23 protein-coding genes, 1 tRNA gene and 2 pseudogenes are annotated in these 25,617 nt (G+C 68.5%); 6 read left to right on the forward strand and 20 right to left on the reverse strand.

All coding sequences use genetic code 11. From position 1 onward, the window contains the following. Window positions 1-214: 214 nt before the first annotated feature. Window positions 215-844: an isopentenyl-diphosphate Delta-isomerase gene (gene idi / locus P3T34_RS06915; protein WP_280665099.1), complete on the forward strand. Its 630-nt coding sequence runs from the start codon at window positions 215-217 to the stop codon at window positions 842-844. Here the strand turns inward: idi and P3T34_RS06920 are convergent. Further along, window positions 816-1,355 carry an ATP-binding protein gene (locus tag P3T34_RS06920; protein WP_280671876.1) on the reverse strand — a complete coding sequence of 180 codons (540 nt, stop codon included), beginning with the start codon at window positions 1,353-1,355 and terminating at the stop codon, window positions 816-818. The genes idi and P3T34_RS06920 overlap by 29 nt on opposite strands. Window positions 1,356-1,804: 449 nt before the next feature. Between P3T34_RS06920 and P3T34_RS06925 the strand changes: the two genes are divergently transcribed. After that, a tRNA-Leu gene (locus tag P3T34_RS06925) sits at window positions 1,805-1,889 on the forward strand. Here the strand turns inward: P3T34_RS06925 and P3T34_RS06930 are convergent. The 9 genes and pseudogenes from P3T34_RS06930 to P3T34_RS06970 form a co-directional block, all read right to left on the reverse strand. Further along, window positions 1,871-2,998, reverse strand: a complete 1,128-nt coding sequence (locus tag P3T34_RS06930) for a recombinase family protein (protein WP_280665100.1) — start codon at window positions 2,996-2,998, stop codon at window positions 1,871-1,873. The genes P3T34_RS06925 and P3T34_RS06930 overlap by 19 nt on opposite strands. Window positions 2,999-3,035: 37 nt before the next feature. Continuing rightward, complete coding sequence (locus tag P3T34_RS06935; RefSeq protein ID WP_280665101.1) at window positions 3,036-4,148, reverse strand: integrase core domain-containing protein; 1,113 nt, start codon at window positions 4,146-4,148, stop codon at window positions 3,036-3,038. Between the two features lie 2 nt (window positions 4,149-4,150). Further along, window positions 4,151-4,375, reverse strand: a complete 225-nt coding sequence (locus tag P3T34_RS06940; protein ID WP_348534639.1) for a hypothetical protein — start codon at window positions 4,373-4,375, stop codon at window positions 4,151-4,153. A 465-nt stretch (window positions 4,376-4,840) separates the two neighbouring features. Beyond that, window positions 4,841-5,854 (reverse strand): hypothetical protein, encoded by a 1,014-nt coding sequence (locus P3T34_RS06945; protein ID WP_280665102.1) that lies wholly within the window; start codon window positions 5,852-5,854, stop codon window positions 4,841-4,843. Then, window positions 5,851-8,340, reverse strand: a complete 2,490-nt coding sequence (locus tag P3T34_RS06950; RefSeq protein WP_280665103.1) for a hypothetical protein — start codon at window positions 8,338-8,340, stop codon at window positions 5,851-5,853. Before P3T34_RS06950 ends, P3T34_RS06945 begins: the two co-directional genes overlap by 4 nt. Beyond that, the gene (locus P3T34_RS06955) at window positions 8,337-8,774 is read right to left on the reverse strand and encodes a DUF6507 family protein (protein WP_280665104.1); all 438 of its coding nucleotides are present in this window, start codon (window positions 8,772-8,774) and stop codon (window positions 8,337-8,339) included. Before P3T34_RS06955 ends, P3T34_RS06950 begins: the two co-directional genes overlap by 4 nt. A 38-nt stretch (window positions 8,775-8,812) precedes the next feature. After that, window positions 8,813-9,124, reverse strand: a complete 312-nt coding sequence (locus P3T34_RS06960) for a pore-forming ESAT-6 family protein (RefSeq protein ID WP_280665105.1) — start codon at window positions 9,122-9,124, stop codon at window positions 8,813-8,815. Window positions 9,125-9,195: 71 nt separating this feature from the next. Continuing rightward, entirely contained in the window at window positions 9,196-9,528 is a 333-nt protein-coding gene (locus tag P3T34_RS06965; RefSeq protein WP_280665106.1) for a hypothetical protein, read from the reverse strand. 119 nt (window positions 9,529-9,647) lie between these two features. Further along, window positions 9,648-10,163: pseudogene (locus P3T34_RS06970) on the reverse strand (DUF6177 family protein); the annotation flags it as partial. Window positions 10,164-10,348: 185 nt separating this feature from the next. On the opposite strand from P3T34_RS06970, the gene P3T34_RS06975 reads away from it, so the two are divergent. Both P3T34_RS06975 and P3T34_RS06980 read left to right on the forward strand, forming a co-directional pair. After that, complete coding sequence (locus P3T34_RS06975) at window positions 10,349-10,696, forward strand: hypothetical protein (protein ID WP_280665107.1); 348 nt, start codon at window positions 10,349-10,351, stop codon at window positions 10,694-10,696. Further along, window positions 10,687-10,818, forward strand: a pseudogene (locus tag P3T34_RS06980) (transposase); the annotation flags it as partial. The gene P3T34_RS06975 and the pseudogene P3T34_RS06980, both read left to right, overlap by 10 nt. Here the strand turns inward: P3T34_RS06980 and P3T34_RS06985 are convergent. From P3T34_RS06985 to P3T34_RS07000, 4 genes are all read right to left on the reverse strand, one after another. Beyond that, window positions 10,776-10,943, reverse strand: coding sequence for a hypothetical protein (locus P3T34_RS06985; RefSeq protein ID WP_280665108.1), 168 nt, complete (start codon window positions 10,941-10,943; stop codon window positions 10,776-10,778). The pseudogene P3T34_RS06980 and the gene P3T34_RS06985 sit on opposite strands and share 43 nt — an antisense overlap. Window positions 10,944-11,176: 233 nt before the next feature. Further along, window positions 11,177-11,791 carry a hypothetical protein gene (locus P3T34_RS06990; RefSeq protein WP_280665109.1) on the reverse strand — a complete coding sequence of 205 codons (615 nt, stop codon included), beginning with the start codon at window positions 11,789-11,791 and terminating at the stop codon, window positions 11,177-11,179. Window positions 11,792-12,107: 316 nt separating this feature from the next. Further along, window positions 12,108-12,818, reverse strand: coding sequence for a haloacid dehalogenase-like hydrolase (locus P3T34_RS06995; RefSeq protein ID WP_280665110.1), 711 nt, complete (start codon window positions 12,816-12,818; stop codon window positions 12,108-12,110). 5 nt (window positions 12,819-12,823) lie between these two features. Beyond that, window positions 12,824-14,266, reverse strand: a complete 1,443-nt coding sequence (locus tag P3T34_RS07000; protein ID WP_280665111.1) for a helix-turn-helix transcriptional regulator — start codon at window positions 14,264-14,266, stop codon at window positions 12,824-12,826. A gap of 323 nt (window positions 14,267-14,589) precedes the next feature. Between P3T34_RS07000 and P3T34_RS07005 the strand changes: the two genes are divergently transcribed. Continuing rightward, complete coding sequence (locus P3T34_RS07005) at window positions 14,590-15,048, forward strand: ATP-binding protein (RefSeq protein ID WP_280665112.1); 459 nt, start codon at window positions 14,590-14,592, stop codon at window positions 15,046-15,048. Window positions 15,049-15,104: 56 nt separating this feature from the next. On the opposite strand, the gene P3T34_RS07010 is transcribed toward P3T34_RS07005, so the two are convergent. The 5 genes from P3T34_RS07010 to P3T34_RS07030 all read right to left on the reverse strand — a co-directional run bounded on the left by P3T34_RS07010 (window position 15,105) and on the right by P3T34_RS07030 (window position 19,559). After that, window positions 15,105-15,692 (reverse strand): hypothetical protein, encoded by a 588-nt coding sequence (locus P3T34_RS07010; protein WP_280665113.1) that lies wholly within the window; start codon window positions 15,690-15,692, stop codon window positions 15,105-15,107. Between the two features lie 54 nt (window positions 15,693-15,746). Next, window positions 15,747-16,271 (reverse strand): helix-turn-helix transcriptional regulator, encoded by a 525-nt coding sequence (locus P3T34_RS07015; RefSeq protein WP_280665114.1) that lies wholly within the window; start codon window positions 16,269-16,271, stop codon window positions 15,747-15,749. A gap of 6 nt (window positions 16,272-16,277) precedes the next feature. Further along, window positions 16,278-16,700 (reverse strand): NUDIX hydrolase, encoded by a 423-nt coding sequence (locus P3T34_RS07020; RefSeq protein ID WP_280665115.1) that lies wholly within the window; start codon window positions 16,698-16,700, stop codon window positions 16,278-16,280. A 612-nt stretch (window positions 16,701-17,312) separates the two neighbouring features. After that, window positions 17,313-18,410 (reverse strand): integrase core domain-containing protein, encoded by a 1,098-nt coding sequence (locus tag P3T34_RS07025; protein WP_280665116.1) that lies wholly within the window; start codon window positions 18,408-18,410, stop codon window positions 17,313-17,315. A gap of 237 nt (window positions 18,411-18,647) precedes the next feature. Next, window positions 18,648-19,559, reverse strand: coding sequence for a hypothetical protein (locus P3T34_RS07030; RefSeq protein ID WP_280665117.1), 912 nt, complete (start codon window positions 19,557-19,559; stop codon window positions 18,648-18,650). Window positions 19,560-20,041: 482 nt separating this feature from the next. On the opposite strand from P3T34_RS07030, the gene P3T34_RS07035 reads away from it, so the two are divergent. After that, complete coding sequence (locus P3T34_RS07035) at window positions 20,042-23,806, forward strand: CHAT domain-containing protein (RefSeq protein ID WP_280665118.1); 3,765 nt, start codon at window positions 20,042-20,044, stop codon at window positions 23,804-23,806. Between the two features lie 90 nt (window positions 23,807-23,896). Here P3T34_RS07035 and P3T34_RS07040 read toward each other — a convergent pair whose 3' ends face one another. Beyond that, entirely contained in the window at window positions 23,897-25,390 is a 1,494-nt protein-coding gene (locus tag P3T34_RS07040; protein ID WP_280665119.1) for an SDR family oxidoreductase, read from the reverse strand. Window positions 25,391-25,617 lie beyond the last annotated feature (227 nt).

A 25,617-nucleotide genomic window follows, 5' to 3' on the forward strand; every position in this document is an offset into this window, starting at 1 on the left:
GTGGGCCCAGTAGCACGGACACCGCTGACACCGTGGCCAGTGCGGCGAATCCCTCCAGCCGGTGCGGCCATACGGCAGACTGGGTCGCCGACGCCCACCGGTGCGCGGAGCAGCTCGCACCGACGGGCGTTCTGCCGTCCGCTGGACCGGGGGGGCCGTCTCGGGTGGCCCACCCGGGTGGCGGCGCCGGTCCCCGTGCCGAAAGAGGCGCCCTATGCCCGAGAGCCGACCGACCCAGCCTGCCGCTGGCACCGCTGTTGACAGTGCCGCTGACACCACTGTGGTTGCTGATGCTGTGGTTGCTGATGAGGAGATCCTGCTGGAGCTGGTGGACGACGCCGGAAACACCATCGGCACCGCGGAGAAGCTCTGGGCTCACCAGCAGCCGGGGCACCTGCACCGGGCGTTCTCGGTCTTCCTCTTCGACCAGCAGGGGCGCCTGCTGCTGCAGCGCCGGGCACTGAGCAAGTACCACTCCCCCGGTGTCTGGTCGAACACCTGCTGCGGCCACCCCTACCCCGGCGAGTCCCCGTTCGCGGCTGCCGCCCGGCGCACGGCCGAGGAGCTGGGCGCGGCCCCCGCGCTGCTCTGCGAGGCCGGCACGGTCCGCTACGACCTGCCGGACGAGGCCTCCGGGCTGATCGAGCGCGAATGGAACCACCTCTTCGTCGGCCTGGTCACCGCCGAGCTGCGGCCGGACTCGAGCGAGGTCGACGACACCCGGTTCGTCAGCGCCCAGGAGCTCAAGGAGCTTCAGGCGCAGCGACCGTTCTCGGTCTGGTTCAGCACGGTGTTCGAGGCCGCTCTGCCCGGGATCAGGGAGATCGCCGGACGGGACTGGTAGACCGTCCGGGCTCCGGAGTGCCGCTGCCGCCGTCCACCGAGGCCACCGAGGCCGCCTCGACGGGCGGTGGCAGCGGCAGCGAGGCCCAGATGACCTTGCCACCGTCACCGGTGCGCTCCACGTCGCAGGACCCGCCCGCGTCCAGCGCGATGCTCTTGACCAGCATCAGCCCGCGGCCGCCGGTCTGCCCATGGTCGCTCTGGACGGCCTTGGGCCGGTACGGGTGCCCGTCCTCCACCGCGACCCGCACCTGACCGTCCCGAATCACCACCTCGGTGGTCACCTGAGGCGAGAGCAGGGCGGCATGGGTGACCGCGTTGGTCACCAGCTCGGAGACGATCAGCAGCAGTCCGTCGGTCACATCCTGGTAGCACGGGCCGGTGATGCCCTGCGCGCGCAACAGGTCCCGCACCGCGTGTCTGACCTGGGGGACCGAGGACTCCTGGGCGGCCGCGACGATCCGCCAGAGGCCCTTTCCGGCCTCCTCCAGCCCGCCGGGAGACCCCGACATCGTCGGCGCCGGCCACGCCCCGCTGCTCTGATCCACGTCGTGCCACCCTTCGTGCAGGACTCGGGAGGCGTCGCCGGCGCCGGCCGACCTTTCGGGAACGGGGCGTTCCGTTCAGGGCTCCCCTTGGTCTCCAGAGGCTAGGAGAGCCACCTGAACCACCGCGAGGGGACGAGGAACTTGCCCCCGCCGGATCGATCCCGACGTACCTTGACGGACTTTGGCCGATCTACTTCCGAACTTCTTCAGCCGACGTTCCAGGACCGTTCACACTCCCAGAGGTTCCTCCAAGCGCGGCTCCCCCAACGTCGGCCCCCGCCACCCACCACCCCCAGACCTCGGCCCCCGCCGGACCCGACCAGCACAAACGCAGGTGAAGAGCACTCCGATTGCCTGGTAATGTTCTCTCTGTCGCCAAGGGGACAGCACAAACCCCCCAAGGCACACACCCTGTCCGGGTGGCGGAATGGCAGACGCGCTAGCTTGAGGTGCTAGTGCCCTTTATCGGGCGTGGGGGTTCAAGTCCCCCCTCGGACACAGACTGATACCCCACGGGGATCATCGAAGTGCTGGTTGAGATTCATCTCGACCAGCACTTTCTGTTTTCCGGAATCGTACGTCAACACCAGTCCCAACTTCTGATAGAGATCGGCGCGTTCCGCCGGCTCGGTACGGGTGAGGACGGTGACGAGGTCGGTGTTGGCTCGGACGAGTGCGGCGATGTCGTCGCGCGTCGGCTGGGCCCGACGTGCGGACTGCGCGGTGCGGAGTTCGGCTTCGGCTCGGGCGCGGGTCGCCTGGGTCTCGGTGATCCAGCCGGTGACGAGGACTGGGTCGGCGCCAGCTTCAAGGGCGGCGCGGTGGGTGGCGAGTTTCGCGTCACACTGCTTGATCGTCTTCTTCGCGTGCTCGGCGTTGAGGGTGGGGTCCGTGGTCGACGTGACGCCGGCGGCGGTGGTCATGAGGTCGATGGTGTCGTCGATCCGGTGCGGGGCGAAGATCTTGGCGAGCCAGTGGTCGAGCGGGCCCAGGATGTCCCTCTCGCGCAGGTAGACGTTGCGGGGGTGCTCGATACGGTTGGCGAGGGCGTACTGCTCGGGGAAGCGGCAGCGGTAGTACGCCTCGTCGTGGGCCCAGTGGCTCTCCATCTTCCGGTCGCAGCCGGAGTGGATGAAGGTCCCGCGCAGCAGGTAGAGCCTGGTGGTGCGCTTCACTCCGACGGCTGGGCTGGTCCGGGCGTGGGAGGCGATGATGTCCTGGGCCTGGGCGAAGGTCTCGTCGTCGACGAGTGGGGTGTGGACGATCTTGTCGGAGACGATCCACTTGTCCTGGGTGTTCCAGCGCAGGGTGGTGGTGTAGCCGAGGGTGACGTCCTCGATGTCGAGGAGGGTCTCTTCCTTGCGCTGCTTGTTCCAGACCTGACGGCCCGTGTAGCGGGGATTGGTGAGGATGGCTCGGACGGCGGACTTGGCCCACGCGACTCCGCTGCGGTGCCGGTTGCGGGCGGGATCGTGGGCCGAGGGACAGGGGATGCCGTCGGCGGTCAGGCCCTCGGCGATGGCGAAGAACCCCTTGCCCGCGAGGAATTCACAGAAGATCCGCCAGACGATCAGGGCGGTGACCGGGTCGGGCGCCAGCCCGTGCAAGCGCTTGCCATCGGCCTGAAGGGTGTCAAAACTCCGATCAGGCCGCTGAGCTGGACGTTTCCTCCGGGCCGCAGGGAGGCCTGAGCGGGGTGGCGTGGTATTCGTTGATGAGTCCGCCGAGTACTCGGCGGCGCCTGACAACGGTGGCAGGCATGGGGATGACGTTCGGTTCGTCGTTGGGGGCGCGCAGATCCAGGCCGCGGTGGGCCCGGCCGGCGTTGTAGTGCTCCGTGTACTCGTCGAGCACGGCGCGCAGGTGCCGCTCGCCGGCGATGAGCAGACGGTCGGTGCATTCGGCGCGCACGGTGCGTATCCACCGTTCCGCGAAGGCATTCGAGCGCGGGCTCTGCGGCGGGGTCGGGATCACGGTCGTGCCGTTGCCGGCGAGGACGGCGTCGAAGGCGGCGGTGAACTTCGCGTCACGGTCGCGGATGAGGAACCGGAAATCGCTAGCTCTGTCGCCCAGGTCCATCAGCAGGTTCCGGGCGAGCTGAGCCACCCACTCCCCCGTCGGGTGTGCTGTGACGCCGAGGACGTGGACCCGCCGGGTGTTGATCTCCATGACGAAGAAGACATAGAGGCGCTGGAGGAAGACAGCGTCCACGTGCATGAAGTCGCAGGCAAGGAGCGTGTGAGCCTGCGTCTGCAGGAAGGTCCGCCAGCTCTGCCGACCGACGCGCTGTGGTGCGGGCGGCAGGCCCAGGCGGCGCAGGACTCGGCGGATGGTGGCTGCGGCGACCCGGTGGCCGAGCCGCCGCAGCTCGCCCTGGATCCTGACGTATCCCCAGGTCGGGTTCTCCGTCGCGAGGCGCTGGATGAGCTTGACGGTCTCTTCGGGCAGCGGAGGCCGGCCGGGTTTGGCTGGTGGTTGGCGCCACTTCCACCGCACCAAACGCCGGTGCCAGGCCAGTAGCGTGCCCGGTGTGACAAGCCGCTGCCGACGCAACATCGGCGGTAGCTGGCGGGCCAGTGCGGAGAGCACGGCCCGGTCCGCCCAGGACATCCGCGGTCTCCCCGCCTGCCGACGCAGAATGGCGACCTCGTGGCGCAGAGCCAGGATCTCGGCATTCTTCACGGCGGAGGAACGACCCAACAGGGCCAGCCAGCCCAGCACCCGGCAGAAGATCAAGTAGAGCAGACGAAGAGCCACGGTCAGCGATCATGCCCAGAAGCCGCCCGCTCGCAAAGCCGCAGCTCAGCAACCGTAGCGGCAGTAAATACACCCTTCAGGGGTATCAGGCGCGACAGCGCCGCCAGCCAGAATCGATCCTCCGGCTCGTAGCGGACCGGGCCGGCGATCTGACGGCGCAGCACCGCATTCTCGTGCCGGAGCACGAGCAGCGCGGCGTCCTTCGCTGTGTCACGGCGCAGAACCACCCCGGGACGGACACCAGCCGGCGGACCACCTTGTACAGCAGCGAGACGATCACCGGGACATGGTGCCAGCCGAGATCGGGCCTCCGCTGCCACCTGCAGCGATGACTTTCCGAGCCCGACAGGATCTACATTCTGGAGTGCCGCACCTGCTCCAACCGAATTGCTCCAAGGCCTACTTCGCGGACGCGTTCTACTCCGCATCGGTCCCGCGCTCGCCGGGATCCGTCCTACCTGAATCCCCGCGAGCGCGGGGCGGACTCATGGTCGTCAGCGCGAACACCGCCGAGCCGACCTGCATCGCGTTCACCCGGGACTCCCACGCGGGGAGCTTGGACCCCAGCGGGTCCACCGGGCAGCGCGAGGCGACCAGGACGACCGTGCTGCTCAGGGCATCACCCAGACCGGTGGCGTCCGCCCTCCGAGAGGATCCTGAAGCAGCTGAGCCCGGTCCAGGCGTACGAGCTGTCAGGACTGTGCCAGTTCACGAACCTTCCAGAACTCGTCCACGTCGATCGGTTCGGATGAGCCCGCCTGTCCGGCCTCGGCGTCATCGGGGTACGCCATCAGCTCCGCCAGCGCAGCCGTCGGGAGCAGGCCTCGGTCGTAGGCCTTCTGCAACCGGTCCAGCCAGACCAGGCCGGCCCGATAGCCGTCGAGATCCACGGCGTCGCATGCCTCGAAGCTCGCCGCACTCTCGGCGTCCGACGCCCACAGGTATCCCAATACCCCCGATTCACCGACCACCGGCACGTACTGGACGGGACCGGACGCCTGTCGCCCGTACCCGGCCGTGAATTTCGGCGTCTGGCTGAAGATCCCGTTCCGGTAGGGGATCTCGAAGCGTCCCCACACGTCGGAGGGAGTGCCGTCGTCGTCCTCGTAGTGGTTCCGGGCGCCCGATTCCGTGGGAACGCTGAACCAGGTCGGGTCGTCGGGATCGACTTCTGTGTCCAGCGCCTCGGAAAGCTCCGCCAGGGCCGAGGCGAGGCGGGGTCCGTTCGCCGCGAATACCGACTCCTGGCCGCGCCCTCGCAAATCGAACGGCATCCAGGCGTCGGAGAATGCCGTAAGGCCCACGTTGAAGAAGCCTTCGGACACCTCGACGGAGAGGGTGAACATTCCCTCCGTCGCCTGCGCGCCGCAGTCGGTGTCCACCATTCCGTCGCATGAAGCGAACAGTTCCACAGCGCCGATCTCACTCGGGGTAAGACGCGTCTTGATCTGCGCCACCAGTTCCTCGGTGGCCCCCGCCCCCTCCTCGGCGATCGCACCGACCCGGAGGTCCGTCTTGAGGAGGTAGCCCCGGTGGCCCCGCTCAGGGACCGCCACGGCCACCCGTCCTTCGTGCGGAGTGCCCAGGCGGTGCTGGTCGAGGACCCTGACCGCCTGGGCGAACCGGTGGACGGCCTCACTCACCAGGTCGGCCGGACGGCCGGACTCTCCCCAGTTCCACCGCGCAACGGGTGTGCTGGCAATCAAGGCTGGCCTCCTGGCATGAATCGGGCGCCGGGCGGATACATGAGCGTGCCGTCCTCGACGCGAAGCACAACAATCACACCTTGCTCGTTGTGAATCCTGGTGAGGTCCTTCTCGATACCCGATGCCAGCATATCCGCCATGCTTCCCTTGGTATCGACGACGAAGACCTTGACATCGGCTCCGGAGTCAGCAAGCTGCCCCATGTTCTGCCACATCTTGTTGGCGACTTTCATGGGATTCGCGATCTCCTTGAACTGGTACCCGTAAACGGTCCCGTCCGTGTCGCGGGCCATCACGTCCATGTCGGTCCGCGGCCCGGTCATGACCCCAGGCTTGATTTCGGTCTCCTTCTTGATCTCGAAACTGATGTCCGTGACGCCGTTCCGCTGCAGCCGGTCGGCCAGCCGAAGCTGCTCGACTCCGCCCGACATCGCGTTCTTCTGGCTGAAGCTGGAAACGACCTGGTCGAAGTTCGTCATGCCCTTGAACCGGCCGGACCCGATCATGTCCGCCATCTCCTGGCCCGCAGGGTGGTCCGCCAGGTTGGCCAAGGCCTTGTCGAGGTCGCCCGGCTTCACCTTGGAGCCGCGCATGACGTCGCGGATCTCCTGCTCCGTCGCACCCCCACGCTCGAAGGGCCTCGGCTCTTCGGTGGACGGGTGGTCCCAGCCGTGGGCAGCAGGACTCGGCGGCTCCTGATGGCCGCCCAGGCCCGGGTGGCTGTCGTGGCCACCCGGGGTTGGGTGGCTGTCGTGGCCACCGGTGGTGTGGCCGGGGCCGCCGTCGTGGCCGGCGGTGGTGTGGCCGGGGCCGCCGTGGTTGCCGTGGTTGGCGCCGCCGGGGGGTTCGTGACTGGCCCTGGGGCCCTCGGGGGCGTGGCCGCCGGGGGTGTGGTCCGGGGTGTGGGTGGTGGGGGTGTGGTCGGGGATGTCGTGGGGGTGGGAGAGGTCGGAGCCGAGGTTGACGGCGCGGTCGCCGTCGCGGGCGCCGACGCCGACCAGTTCGGGGGTACGGACCTTGACCGGGGTGTCGAGTTTGACCGGAGGATGGTCGCCGGCCGGGAGGTTGGCACCCTCGTGCGGAGCCTGCGTCCCGCGCTGCAGCACGTTGCCGTCGTGGTCGTAGACGTTGCCGTGCGGATCCAGAAACTCCGTCCTGCCACCCAAATCCAACTTCACCGTACCGGGCGGCAGTTCGACAGTACCCTCCGGCACCTTGATACCGCCGTCGGCAGTCCTGATCGCGCCCTCGGGGACCGCCGTGCCCTCGGGGAGCCTGATACCCCCGTCCGGGAGGTGGACCGCACCCTCGGGCAACGCGAACGCGCCGTCGACGTTGATCTCCGGGATCTTGATGTCGGTGATGCCCTTCAGGCCCGACATCACATCGCTGACCTTCGAGATCCCGAAACCCGCACCCTTGAACACATACGTCATCGGGTCGATGACCTTGCCGACCTTTCCCGCCACCGACAACGTCTTGGCCACCGCGCCGGCCTTCCCCGCGCCCTCCACACCCCCTGCCTCACCGCCGGTGAAAATCGTGGTCAGCACATTGAACGTGACCGCGCCCGCGGCCCGGGACGGGTTGTGACCCCACTCGTCCCACGCCAACAACGCCTTACCCGTCTCCTTCATCGCGGTACGCGAATCACGCAACCAGGAAGGCAACTGCTTGTCGGGGACCATGAAGAACAGCGGCCCCACCCCGGGGATAGTGGTGATGGCCAGACCCGTCGCAAGCTTCGCCAGACCCGTCCAGGCCTGCCCCGCCGCGCCCCAGCCATTCACGCCCACCAGCGTGCCCAGACCCTTGATCGTCCCCCACACACCGTCGACGATCACACCCTTGCCGAAGTCGTAGGCGTGGTCCCACACCTTCCACCACGGAACCGACTTGTCGACCGCGTCACCCCACGGCAGGTGCTGCGAATCCTTGAGCGCCTTCGCGTCATAGCCGTACATGTCCGCGCCGTTGGAACCGTCGTTGACCTTCAGCGGCTTCCCGCCGACCAGCGCCACGATGGCGGCGTAGGCGGTCCGCTCGACCGCCTGGAACTGCGTCCAGACATCGGCGATCTCGTTGCGCCGATTGTTGTTCTCGTTGACCTTCCCGCCGTCCTCGCGCCACTTGTGGTCACTGTCGGCCTTGGCCTGGAACGCTTCCGCCTCACGCTTCAGGTCATCAAGCCTCTTGACCAGCGGAGCGGCGTCCCTCGAGTAGGCGCCCAACGCCCCCGCGATGGTGCAGATGTCGCCGCTCAGCTTCAGGCCGAGGTCGGAGACCGGCTTCGTGGTCGCGAACAACTGGTCCGCCTCGGGCGCCTGGTAGAACGCCGACAGACCGCCGAAACTGGAGTGGACGTCCCCGGCCGCGGTGGCGATCGCCGCCCCGTCCGTCGAGATCGACTTGACCTTCACATCCAGCGTCGCCAGGTGGCCGGTGAAGACCGGCACCTCCGCCGGATTGACCGGATCGTTGCTCACTTCGCCCCCTCCGGCGCGATCCCCAACGCCTGAAGGTTCACGCTCTTCGCCGCGTCCTGCGCGTTCTTCGCCGCCGCCAGGTCACCGTCGAGGTAGGCGTTGGTCGCCTTCACCGCACCCGTCAGACACGCCTCGATCCGCTCGGCCATCGACTTCAACTCCCCCTGACGACCATCCAGATACTGCGACAACGCCGCCGCCACCGGACCCAGCGCACCGTGCGACAAAGGCGCGGCTCCCACCGGCACCGGACCCTGGATGTTCACCGTCGCCTGCGAACCCGGCACCGCGGTCCCCGCCGCCTGGGCCGCCGCCTGCATATCCGACACCAGTGTGTTCAGCGCCGTCGACAGATCATCCGCATGCCCGCCGACGATCTTCAACTGCCCTTGCACGCCCTGCGGCTGGATGTCCCAACCACCCGAACCCGCCATCTCCAGCTCCCCCGTTGTCGCCAGTGCCTACCGGCCGCTCAGCCGATGTTGTCGACCGCGGACTTCGCACGCGCCAGCGTCTGCTGCGCGGTGCCGTCGTTCTGCTCCAACGTCGTGCGCAGCAGGTGGATGATGTTCTTCACCTCACCCGACGCGCTCTGCCAGCGCAGCTCCTTGCCGTGATACGCGTCCGAGACGCCATCCGCCTGGAAGTTCGACATGACGGCCTTGACCTGCGCATCGCGCGCGGCCATCACCTGCTCCAGACGGCCGATGACCACCTGGATGTTGCTCTGCGCCTCCGCCGACGCGCCCTGGTCGTAGGAACGACGGTCCGTACCACCGGTCATGACAGATCACACTCCCCGTTGAAAAGCCCGAAATGAAGGTCGCCCAAAGCCCAGGCCTGCGAAGGCGCAGGTCAGCGGGCGCCGAAGCGGGCCGCGTCGAAGTTCGCCTGCGACATCTGCGTCTTCGCGTTCTGGCCCTGCTCCTGATCACCCGTGCCGAAGGCCTGCTCCATGCCCGACTGACCGCCCAGGATCGCCGACAGCGACGAGTTCAGCTCGCCCGCGATCTCGTCCGCCCGCGACTTGAACGAGTCGAAGGCGATCTTGCCCTGGCCGTTGAACTTGCCCTCCAGCGGCTCCGCGGCCGCCACCAACTGCTTGACCAGCGCGCCCAGATCGCCACTGGAGTCCCGCGACCCCGACATCAGCGTCTGCAGCGCCTGCGCCCCCATGTCGAACTTCATACCGCTCCCCCGTTCGCCCGACTAATCGTACGTATGTCTATTTCTATCAACCTATATCCCCCCCGACGCAAGCCAGAACCACCAGGGTGTGACGAAGGCGTGACACATCGACAAGACCCTCACGCATCCTTCAGATGCCGCATCAGGCGCTCGAAGTCCGTCCACCCCGACAGGTCCGACGGATCCCCCGGGAACCGGTAGTAGAAGGCCGGCCTCGCCTTCGGACCCAGTCTGACAGCAGGCTCCGACAACGGCGTCCGGCGAGCGCGGTCGTCCGGCATCGCCCGGACCTCCTCCGCACCCAGCACGAACGCCAACGGCACACCCGGCCCTTCGAGACGAGGAGGCACCGCAAGGTCACGGCGGGCCCGGCGAAGTTGCAGCAGCATCGACTGAAGACGGTGACGGGTCGCCAGCGCCTCGGCCATCCTCGGCAGGACATCCAACGGCACCTCCTCGTCAGCCCCGTAGCCGAAGGCCAGGGTCACGTCCTCCTCGACACCCGCCTCGGTGCGGGTCACCTTCAGCGTGGCCAGGCCCGGTCACCTCACGCCAGACCGCTCCAGGGCGCCACCGAGCACCAGCCGCTCGTCCGCGGGGTGGACGGTACGGAAGGTGTCGGCCAACTGCCGCTCAGCCGCCCACCTCACCACCGAGTTGGTCACACGGAATCTCACCAGCGCCGCACCCGGGCATCGACACCCCGTTCCAAGTGTTAGCGGATATCCATGTCCAACTCCCCCAGCACCCCTGATCGCCGTGGGGTAACGGTCTGTGTCCCCCCTCGGACACTTACTGTGAGCCCACGGGTTCCCGCAAGGTGCTGGTTGAGATTCATCTCAACCAGCACCTTTGGTTTTCCGGAATCGTACGTGAGCACCAGTCCCAACTGCCGGTAGAGGTCGGCGCGTTCCGCCGGCTCGGTGCGGGTGAGGACGGTGACGAGGTCGGTGTTGGCTCGGACGAGGGCGGCGATGTCGTCGTGGGCGTGCTGGGCCCGGCGTGCGGATTGCGCGGTGCGGAGTGCGGCTTCGGCTTTCGCGCGGGTCGCCTGATTTTCGGTGATCCAGCCGGTCACGAGGACGGGGTCGGCGCCCGCTTCGAGGGCGGCGCGGTGGGTGGCGAGTTTGGCGTCGCGCTGCTTGATCGTCCTCGACCAAGACTGTGATCACCGAGGTGGGGTCCGTCGAGATCTCGGTGCCTCGGGATCAGGAGGGGACGTTCGAGCCGCAACTGGCCCGTAAGCGTCAGCGGCGCTTGCCCGGGGTGGACGAGATGGTGCTGTCGTTGTCCGACCACAGCGGACCACCCGTCAACGGCGTCGAGCCGAAGTTCCCCTGTGGAAGGGTTCCGCCGCAGTCGAGTTCGTACCACTGGCCTTGATGCCCGTCCCCGAGCGTCAGCACGCCGGTCACCGGCTTGCTCGCGCAGACAGGCCGGCCGCCCGCAGTTCCACCAGCCGTCGTGTCGGGGGCCGGTGCCCCCGGCTGCCCTGACGTCGCCGAGGACGCCGACGCAGCCAACTGGCACTGCCCCTGGGCGCACGACGCGGAGCCCGAGGTTCCCAGCGTCCCGTCAGCCGCTGCCTGCGGCGCTCCGACCGCGAACCCCAGCAGGCAGCACATGGTGAGAACAGCACGGTGTCGTCTCAGCATGTGCCGATCGCTCCGATCACCTGCTGGTCCACTACCCACAAGCCGTCAGGCTTACGGACGATGGCTGCCGCAGAGGCGTGCTTGCCGCCCGCGACGTCGTCGGCAACTGTCCCGTCCGGCTTGTACTTCAGCCAGGCGCTGTCGTCCAGGCAGTCGGCGACCTCCACCCGGTCGGGGCACTCGTCCGGGCTCACCTTGGTCACCCGAGGGCTCCACTGTGGCGCGGCGCGGCTTACGAGGCCCTTGGCCTGTTGGTCGGCCAGGGTCGTCGTCCAGAAGGAGAGCGCCTGAGCAGTCATATGCGCGGCGAGACGCGGGTCCTTGTAGTCCGAGGTCGCGGCCACCGCTGTGACGTCGCGCATCATCGCGTCGTAGGCTGCGAGCGCCTCAGGCGGCGCGGGTACCCCGGTCCACGACGGCGCGGCGGACGGCGCCGGAGAACTCGGACTTGCAGCCACGCCGGCAGTCATCGCCGGAGGGCCGGCATGCGCGGAGACCTGATGGCTGGGCACTCCGTTGCTCGAACACCCAGCCAGACCGACGAGGCCGATCAGGCCGACGGTCAGCCGCACGATGGACCCTCGGCTGCTTTCCCGAATCAGTTCCATGTTGCACACACCCCACCCGTCGCTCTGTTCACGAAGAACCTGCGCCGCGCCTCAGCGCCGGTGCGGGTTCCATTGCACACCGAGAAAGATCGCGAACGCGATCTCTCTCACACGGGAGAGTGCAAAGTCAGACAAGCTGTCCAGCCGACCCGACCGAGGCTGCTCACTCCCAGGTACGGGTCTACTGCCCACCTCGGCCGCAAGGCCAGCACGTCGCCGACGAGTTCACGAGTGCGGAGGACAGGACATCCGAACTAACGGTCCGTCCAGGGGAATTCTGGCATTGTTCGGCAGGGGCGAGTCGTCATGCCAGCCTTCAGGCCACCAGCGCCGCAATGTTCTCGAGAAGGAGATCGGCATCCTTCAGGTCGCCCAGGACAGCGTCGGCTCCGGCAGCGGCAAGCTCATGCGCGCTGGTCGTTCCAGACGCGACACCGATCACCCTTGCTCCTCCCTGAAGGCCCGTTCGAATGTCCTCCAGGGAATCGCCGATGATCACCGTGTTGGCGATTGTGAACTCCGTCCGGTACATCATTCCCGCCCGTCGCTGTGCCACTGCTACGAGTGCCGGCCGGTGGGCGTCGTCCGAGGCGAAAGCGCCGATCGCGATTTCCACGTAGCCGTTCAACTCGAACGCCTTGAGCTTGATTTCGGCGTTGGGGCGCAGATTCCCCGTGAGCACCGTCGGCATGAGAGCGGCGGTCCGATGCACGGCCTGCAGGGCACCGACCGCGCCAGCCATGAGCTGACCTTCAGCGCGCATCTCCGCCATGCGGTCGGCCAACAGCTCGGGCAGCAGGTCGATGACGCGCTCCGCCAGCGTGTCGACGTCCAACTCGGGCACGCCGTTCTCGCGCAGGAGCTGGCGGACGGCCAGCGGCATCGTGACCCCGGTGCCCCGGGCAGGCAGCCGCTCGGCCGGCCGGCCGACGACGCGGGCGAAGGCGTCACGGTAGACGCGGCGGTCGATCTCGCCGACGTAGAGCAGCGTCCGGTCGATATCCCAGAGCACGAGCGACTCGGCCAACAGGATCAACTCCTCTCCGCGAGCAGCTCTGTCGAGCGCTCGATCAGCTCTTGTGTCCGCGACCCACTGCTGTAGGAACGCAGATCGTCGGCAGTGCGACCGAGGTGCTCGTACAGGCGGGGCGACTGAACGCCGGCAGCCAGCTCCAGCACATTCTCGACGGCCGCGTACCCCGCCTCGCGCTCACCGCTACGCAGGTAGGCCGACGCAGCTCGCGCCTCGAACAGCGCGCGTGTCCGGCGTTCCCCCGGGTTCAGGACGGCATGGGCCTGCTCGAAGTTCACTGCGGCCTGTCGTGGATCGTCAAGGTCGAGCTGGCAACTACCTGCCTGCCCGGCGATTTCACCCTCGTTGATCCAGTAGAGCCAGTCGGGATCCTCCTCCGAGGGGCCCGCTGCAGCGAGCTCGGCCGCCGTCCCGAGCGCCCGAAGGCACGCTTCCCGCTCACCCAGCTTGGCATGACCGCGAGCCTGACGCGTGAGGAGCATGGCCTTCAGCAACGGGGAGTTGACGGCCTTGACCTTCTCGCGAGCCGCCTGCATCGCACCGACGGCATCTCGGGGGTCACCGTTCGAATAGCTCTGGATCGCGAGGTAGGACAACGCCCCCGCGCCGAGCCGCGGATCTCCGGAAGCTTGCGCCGCCCGCAGCGCTCCCAGGAGGGCTTGCTGAGCTGCGGCATGACGGCCGGCGTCGAAGTGGAACCAGCCGAGCTGCGTGGCGGTGTCGGCGGCAATGGCGACGAGCCTACGGCCGGTCGGCTCGTCATAGCTTCCGTGCCGCAACATCCCTTCGATCATTGAGAGATGGGCGCGGGCGAGATCAGCGAGCCTCCCACTGCCGCCGCTGGCGTCCATGTGCCGCAGTTGGTCGGCGGTGCCCCGGAGGTGCGTGATCAGCTCATTGGTGACCTGACCGCCGCTCTCGGCTCGGCGCAATGGCTCCAGGTAGGCGATACCCCAGTGGTGGATGTGCGCGGTCAGGGCCGTACCTGACAGCGCGAGAAACCGGCGGCGGTCCATGGGCTTCCCTAATGCCGCGTTGTGCAGTGCTGCCACCATACGACTGCCGGTCCAGGGCAAGCTGGGGTCGAGGAGGTCTTCCGCACTCTCCTCGCCGGGCACCGGCACGAACACCTGGCTGGGTTCGGTCCCCCTTGCGGCCCGCCGGGGAAGGCTAATCAGGTCCGCCGGCACCCCGAGGCCGACGAGGAAGTCCAGGACCTTGTCGATGTTGATCAGGCGGCGGCTGCCGGCCTCCAGCATCGACAGGTAGCCCTGGCTCAGCCCGGTCATCGCGGCCAGATCCTCCTGCCGCAGGGAGGCGGATTCCCGGACCCTCCTGCTGAGTTGACCGAAATCCCACCGGGCGAGCGCGTCGCGCACCGCCGGGTCCAGCCAGACTCGGTCAGGGATCTGAAGCCGCGTCGGCACGGGCGCCGCAGCCACGCGTTCGCACGGTCCGCACAGCGTGCTCCCGGGGTTGTACCGGCTGAGTCGGCACCCGCACCTGCCGCACCGTTCGTCGGCCAATGCCTCTCCCATCCGCTTCGCCGGGTCTCATCCACGCCGCCGATCGGGGCTTCCGACCCCGTATCACAGCAGTGATATCCGCGCCGTGATGTGCGCCGGCAACCGCTCTCGAAGCACCCTACTGCTGTCAGCGACGTCTGGGGGACAGATTGTGACGACCCCACCTCCTGTTGACGCCGAATCCGTCGGCGGCCAGGTCAGGCACCGCACAACTCCCGTTCCACAGAGGAGGTGTAGCCATGCCGTCGTCCCGAACGACCCACGGTCTGGGAGTCGTCCCCGACCTCGTCCCGATCGACCTTCCGGACAGCACTGACAACGTCCTTCGCTGCGAGTTGCCCGTCACGACCAAGGCCGCCCGGACCGCACGCGCCCAGCTGAGGCACTACTTCGCAACTCACCTGACCTCCACCGGCCAGGACAACGCCGAGCTGATCCTCACCGAACTCGTCGTCAACGCCGTCACGGCATCCGTCGGCGCCGGCGCCATCAGGCTGGTCGCCCAGCTGGTGGCCGGTGAGCTGCTGATCGAGGTCTTCGACGAGTCGCCCGGCATGCCCCGTCATCGCCAGGTCGACGACCTCGCCGAGGACGGGCGCGGTCTCCTGCTGGTCGAGCAGCTCAGTGCGGCGTGGGGCTGGCACCCGGCACCGGGCGGCAAGGTTGTCTGGGCCGTCCCGAAGACCGATGCCGCATGAAGACGATTCTCCAACTTGCCGTCACTCCATTGTTTCTCGCTCAGGCCGACCAGAGGTCAGGTCGCCATCTCCACTTCGAGATCGCGCAGTGCCAACGCGGCCTGGTCGCGCAGGTCGGGCAACGAGCTGCTGACGCGGAGCACCCGCTGGAGCTGGTGCGGCAGCCGATGGGCCTGAGCCCCTGCGAGGCCGGCCGTCAGCCGCTCCTGCGCCGCGTCCGAATCGCCGCGCAGCAGCAGTACTCGTCCGGCGGTGATGTGCTCGATGATGCGCCACTGGGCTGTGGTGTGCGCGGTGGGCTCCGGCGCGTTGTCGGTCAGCTCGGCGGCCTGCCGCGTGCGGTTGGTCGCTACGAGTCCACGCAGCTTGATCTCGTGCAGCGCAAAGGCGTTGAACAGCGTGCCCTGTGGCGCCTGGTCGAGCAGCCTGCCGCTCTCCTCGATGACCTCGTCGAAGAGAGCCGGACGGTTCGCGGCGCCGGCGGCCCTGGCCAGGAGCGCGAGTGCGGCGGCCCGGTCCGCCGGTGTCGAAGCGATCGATCGGGCTGCACGAAGCCGATCGAGGGCGGCTTCGTGCAGCCCTGCCTTCCGGAGCTCGTTGCCGTGCATCCGCAGGGCGTAGGCGTGGAAGGAGCGGTCGTCCAAACGGCGGGCCAGCGAAACACCAGTGCCGGTCCAGCGGGCCGCCGTAGCCAGTCGTTATTCCGGAAGGACATGCCCCAGTGCCACGCCCAGCCCCACCCGCGCTCGGGCGAGCAGCGCCAGGACGGCTCGCTCAGGGTGGCTGTCAGCGGTGCGCGCCTCCAGCCGGGCTACCAGGGGCCAGAGCTCCTTCACCGCTTCGGTGGCATTGCCGCTCTGCCTGGCGATCTCGGCGAGGCGCACCGTGGAGTCCGCGAACTGCAGCACGGCGGCGAAATCGGCGTCGGCCGGATCGGTGGCGCCCAGGGCGTGTGCCGGCAGGCCAAGGGTCCGGGCGATGTGACGCAGCGAGGGCAGGTCGAGAATGGTGCGGCGACCGTTCTCGAGCAGCGAGATGTACGTCTTGTCGTAGCCGAGGGCGGCTCCGAGCGCGGTCTGCGAGAGGCCGTTGACCGCGCGGTGGTACTTGAGGATCTCGCCGAGCCGGCGCCGTTCCAGCACGCGCTCGGCCTGCGGGGTGGCCCAGCGCCAGAGCGTCGCGGCGCTTGCGGTCGTGGGCGCGGTGTAGTCGGGCGCCGGCATCTCGGCTCAGCCGAGACCCTGGTCGGCGTACCAGCGGGCGACAGAGTCCTTGTAGCCCTGCGGCATCACCAGTTCCGCCACCTGCTTGCGGTGGAAGAGGCCGATCTCCTTGTGCTCGGCGCTGAGTACCGGCGCTTGGTCCGGGCCGAGTCGGTGGCAGCCGTAGGTCACGATGAAGACGTGGCGGTCGGGGATCGGCTGGTACATCCAGACGTCGAGCAGCGGGCCGGCTTCGACGTTCCAGCCGCTCTCCTCCTGGACCTCACGGGCGGCGCAGGCCGCCGGTTCCTCGCCGAGTTCGAGCTTTCCGCCGGGCAGTTCCCACTCCTCGCGCTCGTTCTTGAGCAGCAGCACTCGGTTCTGCTGATCGAGCACGACGCCCTTGACGGAGATAGGGAAGGTGCGCGGGACGTACGGGGTGTCGTTCATGGCTTCCTTCGCAGTGCGGCGACAGCCAGTGGCTCTTCGAACCTAGCAGCTGACATGGCGTCACTGCCGGTCGAGCCTCGATTGACCTGGTTGACAACCAGTCACTTTACGGTCACCGGCTGCCTCCCCGAGAGTCCTCGGTGCCCCTCATCACCATGCCGAGGCGAAAGGAAGCCGATGCCGGGTTCAGCGCAACGCTCTACTGGGATCTTCCGCGCAAGCTTCGAGGACCGACGCCGAGTTGGGCTGGTGCGCCGGGTCCGGGAGCGGCTCCAGCGGGACGGGCTCGTCACTCTCGACGGGCTGGGAGATCGCTCGGCGGTGGTGAAATTCGCACGGTCGGTGATGGCGATGACCCCGCATCGGGACAGCGAGCCGGACGGCCTGACCGTCATTCGCGACACTGGCCGCCATGCCGATCGGCCGGGCTTCGCCGGCCTGGGGAGCGGCGAGGTGCTGCCGCACACCGAGGGGTCCGGCACTCCCGCCCCTCCTCGCCTGCTGCTGCTCGCGTGCTCCCAAGTTGCCCAGAGCGGTGGGGTGAGCACCCTGGTCGACGGCGCCGCCGTGCTGGCCGAGCTGTGCGCCTGCCGACTATCTCATCCGGCCAGGTCAAGCGGCATGCCGGTACTCGTGGATCACTCCGCCGAGCCGGTCGTGTCGGCGTATGTCCAGGCGGGCGATTCGCCTGGGATCGGTGATCGGTTCGGGGACCGCGCGCAGGGGCGCTGCCTGGTTCATGGCCTGGTGGGGCCGGTGCCCGTTGTGGTGGTGCTCGAACTCGCGCAGGGCGTGGCGTAGGTGGCGTTCGTTCCAGATCAGGGTCCGGTCCAGGAGTTCGTGGCGGCAGGTCTGTACCCAGCGCTCCATGATGGAGTTCATCCGCGGCATGCGGATGCCGGAGAGCACGACCTGGATGCCGGCGTCGCCCAGGATTTGGTCGAAGAGGGCCGGGAACTTCGCGTCCCGGTCGCGGATCAGGTAGTTGACGGTGGCTCCGGTGTCCTCGATGTCCATGACGAGGTTTCGGGCGGCCTGGCTGACCCAGTGGGCGGTGGGATGTGCGGTGGTTCCCAGGATGCGGATTCGGCGGGTGGCGTGTTCGATGACCGCGAGGATGTACTGGCGTTGGCCGGTCAGGGTGGCGGTCTCGATGAAGTCGCACGCCAGGAGGGCGTCGGCCTGGGAGCGCAGGAAGTCGGCCCAGGTGGTGGCGCTGCGGTCGGGTGCCGGGTCGAGGCCCTCGGCTTTGAGTATCTCCCAGACGGTAGACGCGGCTACCTTGATGCCCAGGGCGGCGAGTTCGCCGTGCACACGCCGGTACCCCCAGGACGGATTCTCCCGAACCAGACGCAGGATCAGCACGCGGATCGAGCGGATGGTGGGCGGACGACCAGGCCGCTTCGGTTGGCAGGTGCGAGCGTGACGCTGCTTCATCAGGTCGCGATGCCAGCGCAGCACGGTGTCCGGTTGGATCAACAGCCGCAGGCGGCGCAGCACCTCGCGCGGTAACGGGGCGAGGAGCGCCGCGAGGAAGACGCGGTCCTCCGGAGCGAACCTCGCCGTGTCCCCACCGAGCTGCCGCTCAAGGACAGTGAGCTGATGGCGCAGGGCGAGAATCTCCACATCCTTGTCCCGGTCGCTCATCGGCAACAGCCGCAGGGCGGCGAACGCGTTGGTGACAGTCAGGTATGCCAGGCGAAGCAACACGAGTGATCATCCTGCCGCAACCGCCGACCAAGTCCTTGAACTGCATGGATGACATTCTCGGCAGGCGCAGGCCTCCTGTTGCTCGGCTGGATTCGACACCCACGAGCTGTGCGGGAGGCCCCACTTTCATGCCCTGCTGATCAGAGAATCACCCGACCGAGTTGGCAGACTCGAACTCACGCCCACGAAGTTCGATAGAGCAACGGCTAGTTACACACGCCGACACGGTTTGCGGATTTAGCGTCCTTTGCGGGTGAGGGCGGTGATCTGTTCGCCTTCGGGGATGGTGAGTGGACCGGTCGTGGTGGGGGCTGCAACACCGATGGCGATGGCGAGGGCGCGGCCGTGGAGATCGATGGCCGACTCGGACAGGATCGTGAGGTCGTTGAGTGCCGAGCGGGCCCGGGCCCAGCCGGTGACGCCGAGGCCGACGCCAGCCAGTGCGGCGGGCCACCACAGGATGCCTAGGAGCAGGTATGGCCAGGCCCAGGTGGCGACGGCCGCCGCGGAGGCGAATGCGGCGTTTGCGGCCGTGATATCGGAGCGGGGGGTGTCGGGCAGCACCAGCCACAACCGGGGCCAGGCGAAGGCGAGGTCCAGGCCGTGACGGTGCAGGGCGATTTGCTCCAGGGAGTGGACGCGGTCCCCCATCCAGGTCGGCCGGCCCGGTTCTGCCCAGGCGATGCGGTTTGTCCTATCGGCAGCGGCGTCGATGGCGCGCTGCTGATCGGGGGTGCGGGACGGGCGCGGGTAGGCGTGTTCAAGGGCGCGCCGGTGGTCAAGGCGTCGGCGCCAGCGGGCGCGTCGGCGGGCGGCCTGCCAGCGCTGCGGCGCCGCGAGTGGTGGGAGCCATGGACCTAGCCAGACCCTCCGGGTGACGCACGCAAGGGACTGGACGGCTAGGCCGATGCCGGTGGACGCCAACAGCACAATGATGGCTAGCAGCGCCTGGCTGCCGATGGACTGCTGGGCGATTACTGCAGCGGTCTTGGAGGCAGCACGTTCGAGCCGGGCGTAGTCCAGGGCGTGCCGGTGTCCTAACTGGACTGCGGTGGCCGCAGCGGCGGCGAGCAGAACGCCGGGCAGGAGCAACAGCGTCAGCCATCGCTCGGCGAGCTGCTTGGCTAATTCCTGGAAGAAGGTGCCCACAATTGCTACCGCCGGGCCATTGGCTGGCCGGTGAGCGGACACCGGGGGACAGGTCCGGCCGGGGTGGTGGTGCACAACCGGTCACAAGCGCTGTCGGGGCAGCCGAAGACTTCCTCGTCGGCCTGCCCAGGGCCGGTACCGGGAAGGCCACTGCTGAGCGATCGCAACTCTTGGTTGCTGACACCGAGCACTTGGCGCAGCAGATCCGTGATCGGTTGCCGTTGTCTGGCCCGAGTCTCGATCTCCGCCAGCAGTCGCTGGCGGGGCTCAGATTGGTGGGCGCTCTCGGCTCGTAGCTCCGTTATCTCGGCGCACACCATCGTAAGCGTGGCCCGTTCCTCCGGATCCAACGCGCCCCTCCCTTCTCGCGCTTCGGTGGCCGTTGGGAAACGCAGGGTCGTCCGCAGGCCACGGATAGCGATACTGTCATCTTTGGGGCTTGGTGGGAACCGCGATCTGAACACCGCTCGAGGGGGCTCGACGTGTCGTTCGACGACATTGCGCAGCAGGTGCTCCGGCGGGTCGATGCCTGCAGGAAGACGAGGCAAGCCGACACCGTACTGGACGAGGTGGCTCTGGCTGAGGCCGATGAACTGTGGCGCGCCGCGCAGCCGCAGGCCAAATCGCGCCCGGACCCTGAGGACGGCTGGCGGCTGGCGGTGGCCCACCAAGCCTTGGGATGGCTCTTCTTCCTGCGCTATGTCGTAGCTCCGAATAGTTCCGATCGCCTGTCAGATCTCGCTCGCGCTGTCGTCTTCTGCTCGCCGCTGGTCGGCAGTCCCGGTGCGATCCCCGGTGCCATGCACACCCTTCTCGGGCCGGAAGCCGATGCTGACCAGCAAGCCGCGCTCGCCGCCGACCTGGTGGACGAGGCGGCCTCCAACGCCGACATCATGCTGGCTGAGGCCGCCATCATCCTCCTCACCGCCGTCCTGCCAGCCACTGCGGCCGATCACCCCGCACGAGGGTGGCGCGTTGGCAACCTCGGCGCCGCCTACCTCAGGCGATTTCAGTGCCTCGGCTTGGACGGGGACTTGGACAGGGCGATCGAGTTGGGCGGCCTTGCGCTCGACACGGCGCCCCCCGGCCACCCCGAACGGGCGGGACACCTGGCTGAGCTTGGCCGCGCTTGCCTTGTTCGGTTCGAGCGTGCCGGCGTGATGGAGGACCTGGACCGGGCGATCGAGCTGACAGAGCAGGCACTTGACGCCCCCGCAGACCACCCGCATCAGGCAGTGCGGCTGGCCAATCTCGGCCTCGCCTACCGAAGGCGGTTCGAGCGCGTTGGCACAGCGGCGGACTTGGACAGGGCAATCGAGCTCACAGAGCAAGCGCTCGACGCCGCGCCCCCAGACCACCCCGAACGAGCAGGACACCTGGCCAAGCTCGGCGACGCCTACCTGGCGTGGTTCGACCGTGTAGGCGTGATGGGGGACTTGGAGCGGGCGATCGAAGCGCGTGAGCAGGCGCTCGCCGTCACCCCTGCAGACCACTCGCAGCGCGCGTGGCACCTTGCCAACCTCGGCGCCGCGTATCGGAGGCGGTTCGAACGCGTGGGTACGGTGGCGGACTTGGATCGGGCGATCAAGCTGGCAGAGCAGGCAATCGACGCCGCGCCCGAAGACCATGCCGATCGACCGGGAGTCCTGTCCGATCTCGCCGCCACCTATCGGGAGCGGTTCGAGCGCCTCGGCGTGGGTGCGGATCTGGATCGGGCGATCGAGCTGGGCGAGCAGGCGCTTGCCGCCACCCCCGCAGGCCACCCACGTCAAGCGACGGTCCTGTCCGATCTCGGACTCGCCTGCCTGAGGTGGTACGACCGAGACGGCGCGGCGGCGGACCTGGACCGGGCGATCGAGCTGACAGAGCAGGCACTCGACGCCACGCCCCCGGACCACCCTCGCCGAGCGTCGCGGCTGGCCAATCTCGAGCTCGTCCACAAGAGGCGATTCGACCGCTTCGGTGCGGAGTCGGACCTGGAACGGGCGATCGAGGTGGGTGGGCAGTTGGTCGACGCAATCTCCACAGACCACCCGTATCGAGCTATGCACCTGTCTGATCTGGGCCGAGCGCATCAGAGTCGGTTCGATCGTCTCGGGGTGGCGGCGGATCTGGATCGGTCGATCGAGCTGACAGAGCAGGCACTCGATGCCACCCCCACAGATCACCCTGATCGGCCGTCGCTGTTGGCCAACCTCGGCGGCACCTACTTGACGCGCTTCAGGCATTTCAGCGCGATAGCGGACCTGGCCCAGGGGATCGAACTCACAGAACAGGCAGTCGACCTCATCCCCGCAGGCCACCCCGATCGACCAGGGCCAATGGCCAACCTCGCCACCGCCTATCAGGTGCGCTTCACGCATGTGGGCGCAGCGGCGGATCTGGATCGGGCGATCGAGTTGGGCGAGCAGGCGCTTGCCGCCACCCCCGCAGGCCACCCCGATCGACCATGGCTCCTGGGCAATCTCGCCAGCCCATACTCGGCCCGGTTCGAGCTTGCCGGCACAGCGGCGGATTTGGATCGGGCGGTCGAACTGGCGGAGAACGCACTCGACGCCTCCCCCGCAGACCATCCCTATCGAGCCACGTCCCTGGCCAACCTCGGCCGCGTCTACTGGGCGCGGTGCGAGCGCTCTGGGCAAGGGATCAACCGACAGACTCTGCGTGCACTTGCGGCCCAGGCCATCTCAGCGACGACAGCCTCGCCGCACGCTCGGATCTCAGCGACACACAACATCGGCCGATTGGCGCAGGCGCTGAACGAGCACGCCATCGCGCTGGACCTGTTCGACGCCGCGGTCGAGATGTTGCCACTGGTCGCAACCCGCGAGGGCACGTGGACAGACCAGGAGCGTCGCCTCGGCGAGCAATCGGGCCTCGTATGGGACGCGGTGGCCGCTCACTGTGCGCTTGATGACCCCGCCGGCGCGGTCGAAGCCGCCGAACTGGGCCGGGGCGTCCTGCTCGCCGCCCAGATGGACACGCGAACCGACCTCACCAACCTCAGCCAGGCCCACCCCGAGTTGGCCACGCGGTTCCAGCGCGTCCGAGACCAGCTCAACGCGACCACAGGCAGCGCCAGCCGCCACAGCGCCATCGACAAGATCGAGAACCGGCAACGGATCTGGGCCGAATACGACGAGCTGATCACCCAGATTCGCCAATACCCCGGCTACGAAAAATTCCTGCGGCCACCCCGCCTCGAAGATCTGCGGCCGACCGCCTCCGGCGGCGCCGTGGTGTTAGTCAACGTCAGCAGGCTCCGAGGTGACGCGGTCGTCATCACCAGCGACACCGACCCCGAGGGCATCGCATTGCCGGACCTCGTCTTTGATGACGTGTATGCCCACGCGAGGGAGCTGCTGGCAGCCACTCATGACAGCGGGTCGCTGTCAGGGATCCTGCGCCGACAACGTGTGCTGACCGATGTCCTTAGCTGGTTATGGGACGCCATCGTCAAACCCGTGCTCGACGCTCTTCCCGCAGTCGGCGAGACCGGCAAGCCGCCGCGAGTGTGGTGGCTGCCAACCGGCCTGCTCGGCCTGTTCCCTCTGCACGCGGCCGGCCATCCCGGCCAACCCGGCGCCCTCGACAAGGTCGTGTCCTCCTACACCCCCACCCTGCGCGCCCTCGCCCACACCCGCGCGAGGCCACCGGCCACGGCCCGACGCCAGCTCACCGTCGCGCTCACCCACACCCCCGACCTGCCCGACCTACCCGGCACCGCCGCCGAAGCCGCCACTCTGCACTCCCTCCACCCCGGTATCCCACCCCTGGCCGACCAAGGCGCCACTATCGCGCGCGTTCGGGCCGAACTACCCAAGGCCACTTGGGCGCACTTCGCGTGCCACGCCCACGCCGACCTTGCCATCCCTTCCAACAGTGGGCTGCGCCTGCACGACGACACCCTGCGCCTGCCTGACATCATCCGACTCCATCTCGCCGACGCCGAGTTGGCCTACCTGTCCGCCTGCTCCACAGCGCACGGCGGAACCGGGCTGGCCGACGAAGCCCTTCATCTCGCCTCTGCCTTCCAGATGGCCGGATACCGGCACGTCATCGCCAGCCTCTGGCCGCTGAGCGACCATCTCGCCGTCACCGCCGCAGCCGCCTTCTATCGCTGTCTGCCCGCCACACCCACTGCCGACCACGCCGCCACTGCCTTGCACTACGTCACCCGGGACCTGCGCGCCGAATACCCCGACCACCCCGATCTGTGGGCGGCACTCGTCCACAGCGGCGCATAGCCGAACGCACAGTTGTCGGTGTAGGCCCCCCGGTCACGGTGTGACGGTACCGGCGCTGCTCAGTCGATCGGGCCCCGGCCGGACGGCACCTCAGGAGGCTGCCTGGGCATGCTCGGTGATGTTGCGGGCCATCCCGCCAAAGACGACCGAGTGGAAGGGTGCGACCGACCACCAGTAGGCGTGGCCGGCCAGTCCGTGCGGGTGGAACAGCGCCCGCTGGCGGTAGTGCGTGCCGCCCTCGCCGTCCGGGGTGACCGACAGCTCCAGCCACGCCAGGCCAGGCAGTCGCATCTCGGCGCGCAGTCGCAGCAGCCGCCCCGGTTCGATCTCCTCGACCCGCCAGAAGTCCAGCGCGTCGCCGACCCGCAGCCGCGCTGGGTCACGCCGCCCACGGCGCAGGCCGACACCACCCACCAACCGGTCCAGCCAGCCGCGCAGCGCCCAGGCGAGCGGGAAGGAGTACCAGCCGTTGTCGCCCCCGATGCCCTCGACGATCTGCCAGACGGCGGACGGGGATGCCTTGACGGCGCGTTCCTGGATGTCCTGGTAGAGGCTGCCGCCCGCCCAGTCGGGGTCGGTGGGCAGAGGGTCGCTGGGCGCGCCGGGAAGTGAGGCCGAGGACCAGCGGGTGACCACCTCGGCTTCGCGGATCCGGCGCAGGGCGAGCGCCACCGCCCGGTCGAAGCCGGTCAGGCCGTCCGCCGGATCGGGCACCCAGCGGGCGATGTCGTGCTCGCCGCACACGACCTCGTGCCGCAGCGACTCGACCAGCGGCCGGGCGATGGCGTTCGGCACCGGGGTGACCAGGCCCACCCAGTGGCTGGACAGCCGTGGCGTGAGCACTGGCACCGGGACGATGACGCGTCGGTGCAGCCCCGCGACCCGGGCGTAGCGCCGCATCATGCCCTGGTAGGTGAGGACCTCGGGCCCGCCGAGGTCGAAGGTCCGGTTGACCTCGGGTGGCAGCTGGGCCGCGCCGACCAGGTATCGCAGCACGTCGCGTACAGCGATCGGCTGAATCCGGGTCCCCACCCAGCTCGGGGTGACCATCACCGGCAGCCGCTCGGTGAGGTAGCGCAGCATCTCGAACGACGCGCTGCCGGATCCGATGATCACCGCGGCGCGCAGCTCGGCGGTGGGCACGCCACTGCGCCGCAGCGCGCGGCCGACCTCGGCGCGCGAGCGCAGGTGCGGGGAGAGCTCCTGTTCGGGCACGCCGCGAGGGATCAGCCCGCCCAGGTAGACGATGCGGCCCACGCCGGCCGCGGCTGCGGCCTCGCCGAACGCGCGGGCAGCCGCGCGGTCGGTCTCCTCGAAGCCGGGCCCGGTGCCCAGCGAGTGGATGAGGTAGTAGGCCACATCCACCCCGTCGAAGGCGCCGGAGAGCGTGTCAGGCCGGGTGACGTCACCGGTGGTGGTCTCGACCTTCGCCCGCCACGGCTGGTCGCGCAGCCGGCCGGCGTCGCGGACCAGGCAGCGCACCGCGTGGCCGGCCGCGAGCAGTTCGGGCACCAGGCGGCCGCCGATGTAGCCGGTGGCACCGGTCACCAGGCACCGCGGCGGGGTGTGAGGCTGATGGTTCATGCCCGCTCCTCCTCCCGGTGGCCGCAGGCCGCCGGGCACTGCCAGGTTCCCGGGTACTCGGTGGACCCAGACTCTCGCACGGCATTCGGAGCCCGCAACCGGGCGGATTGGCGATTCCGCCGACCAATCCGGCCGGTTTCCGGTCAGGAACAGCCGCTCCGGCGCGCCGGCGGCGGCCGGGCCGTTCGCGGCGGTCCTCCCCGCGAACGTCAGGGTGCCGTACGACT

It is taken from the genome of Kitasatospora sp. MAP12-44 (genome assembly GCF_029892095.1).
In the GTDB taxonomy this organism is placed as follows: Bacteria; Actinomycetota; Actinomycetes; order Streptomycetales; family Streptomycetaceae; genus Kitasatospora.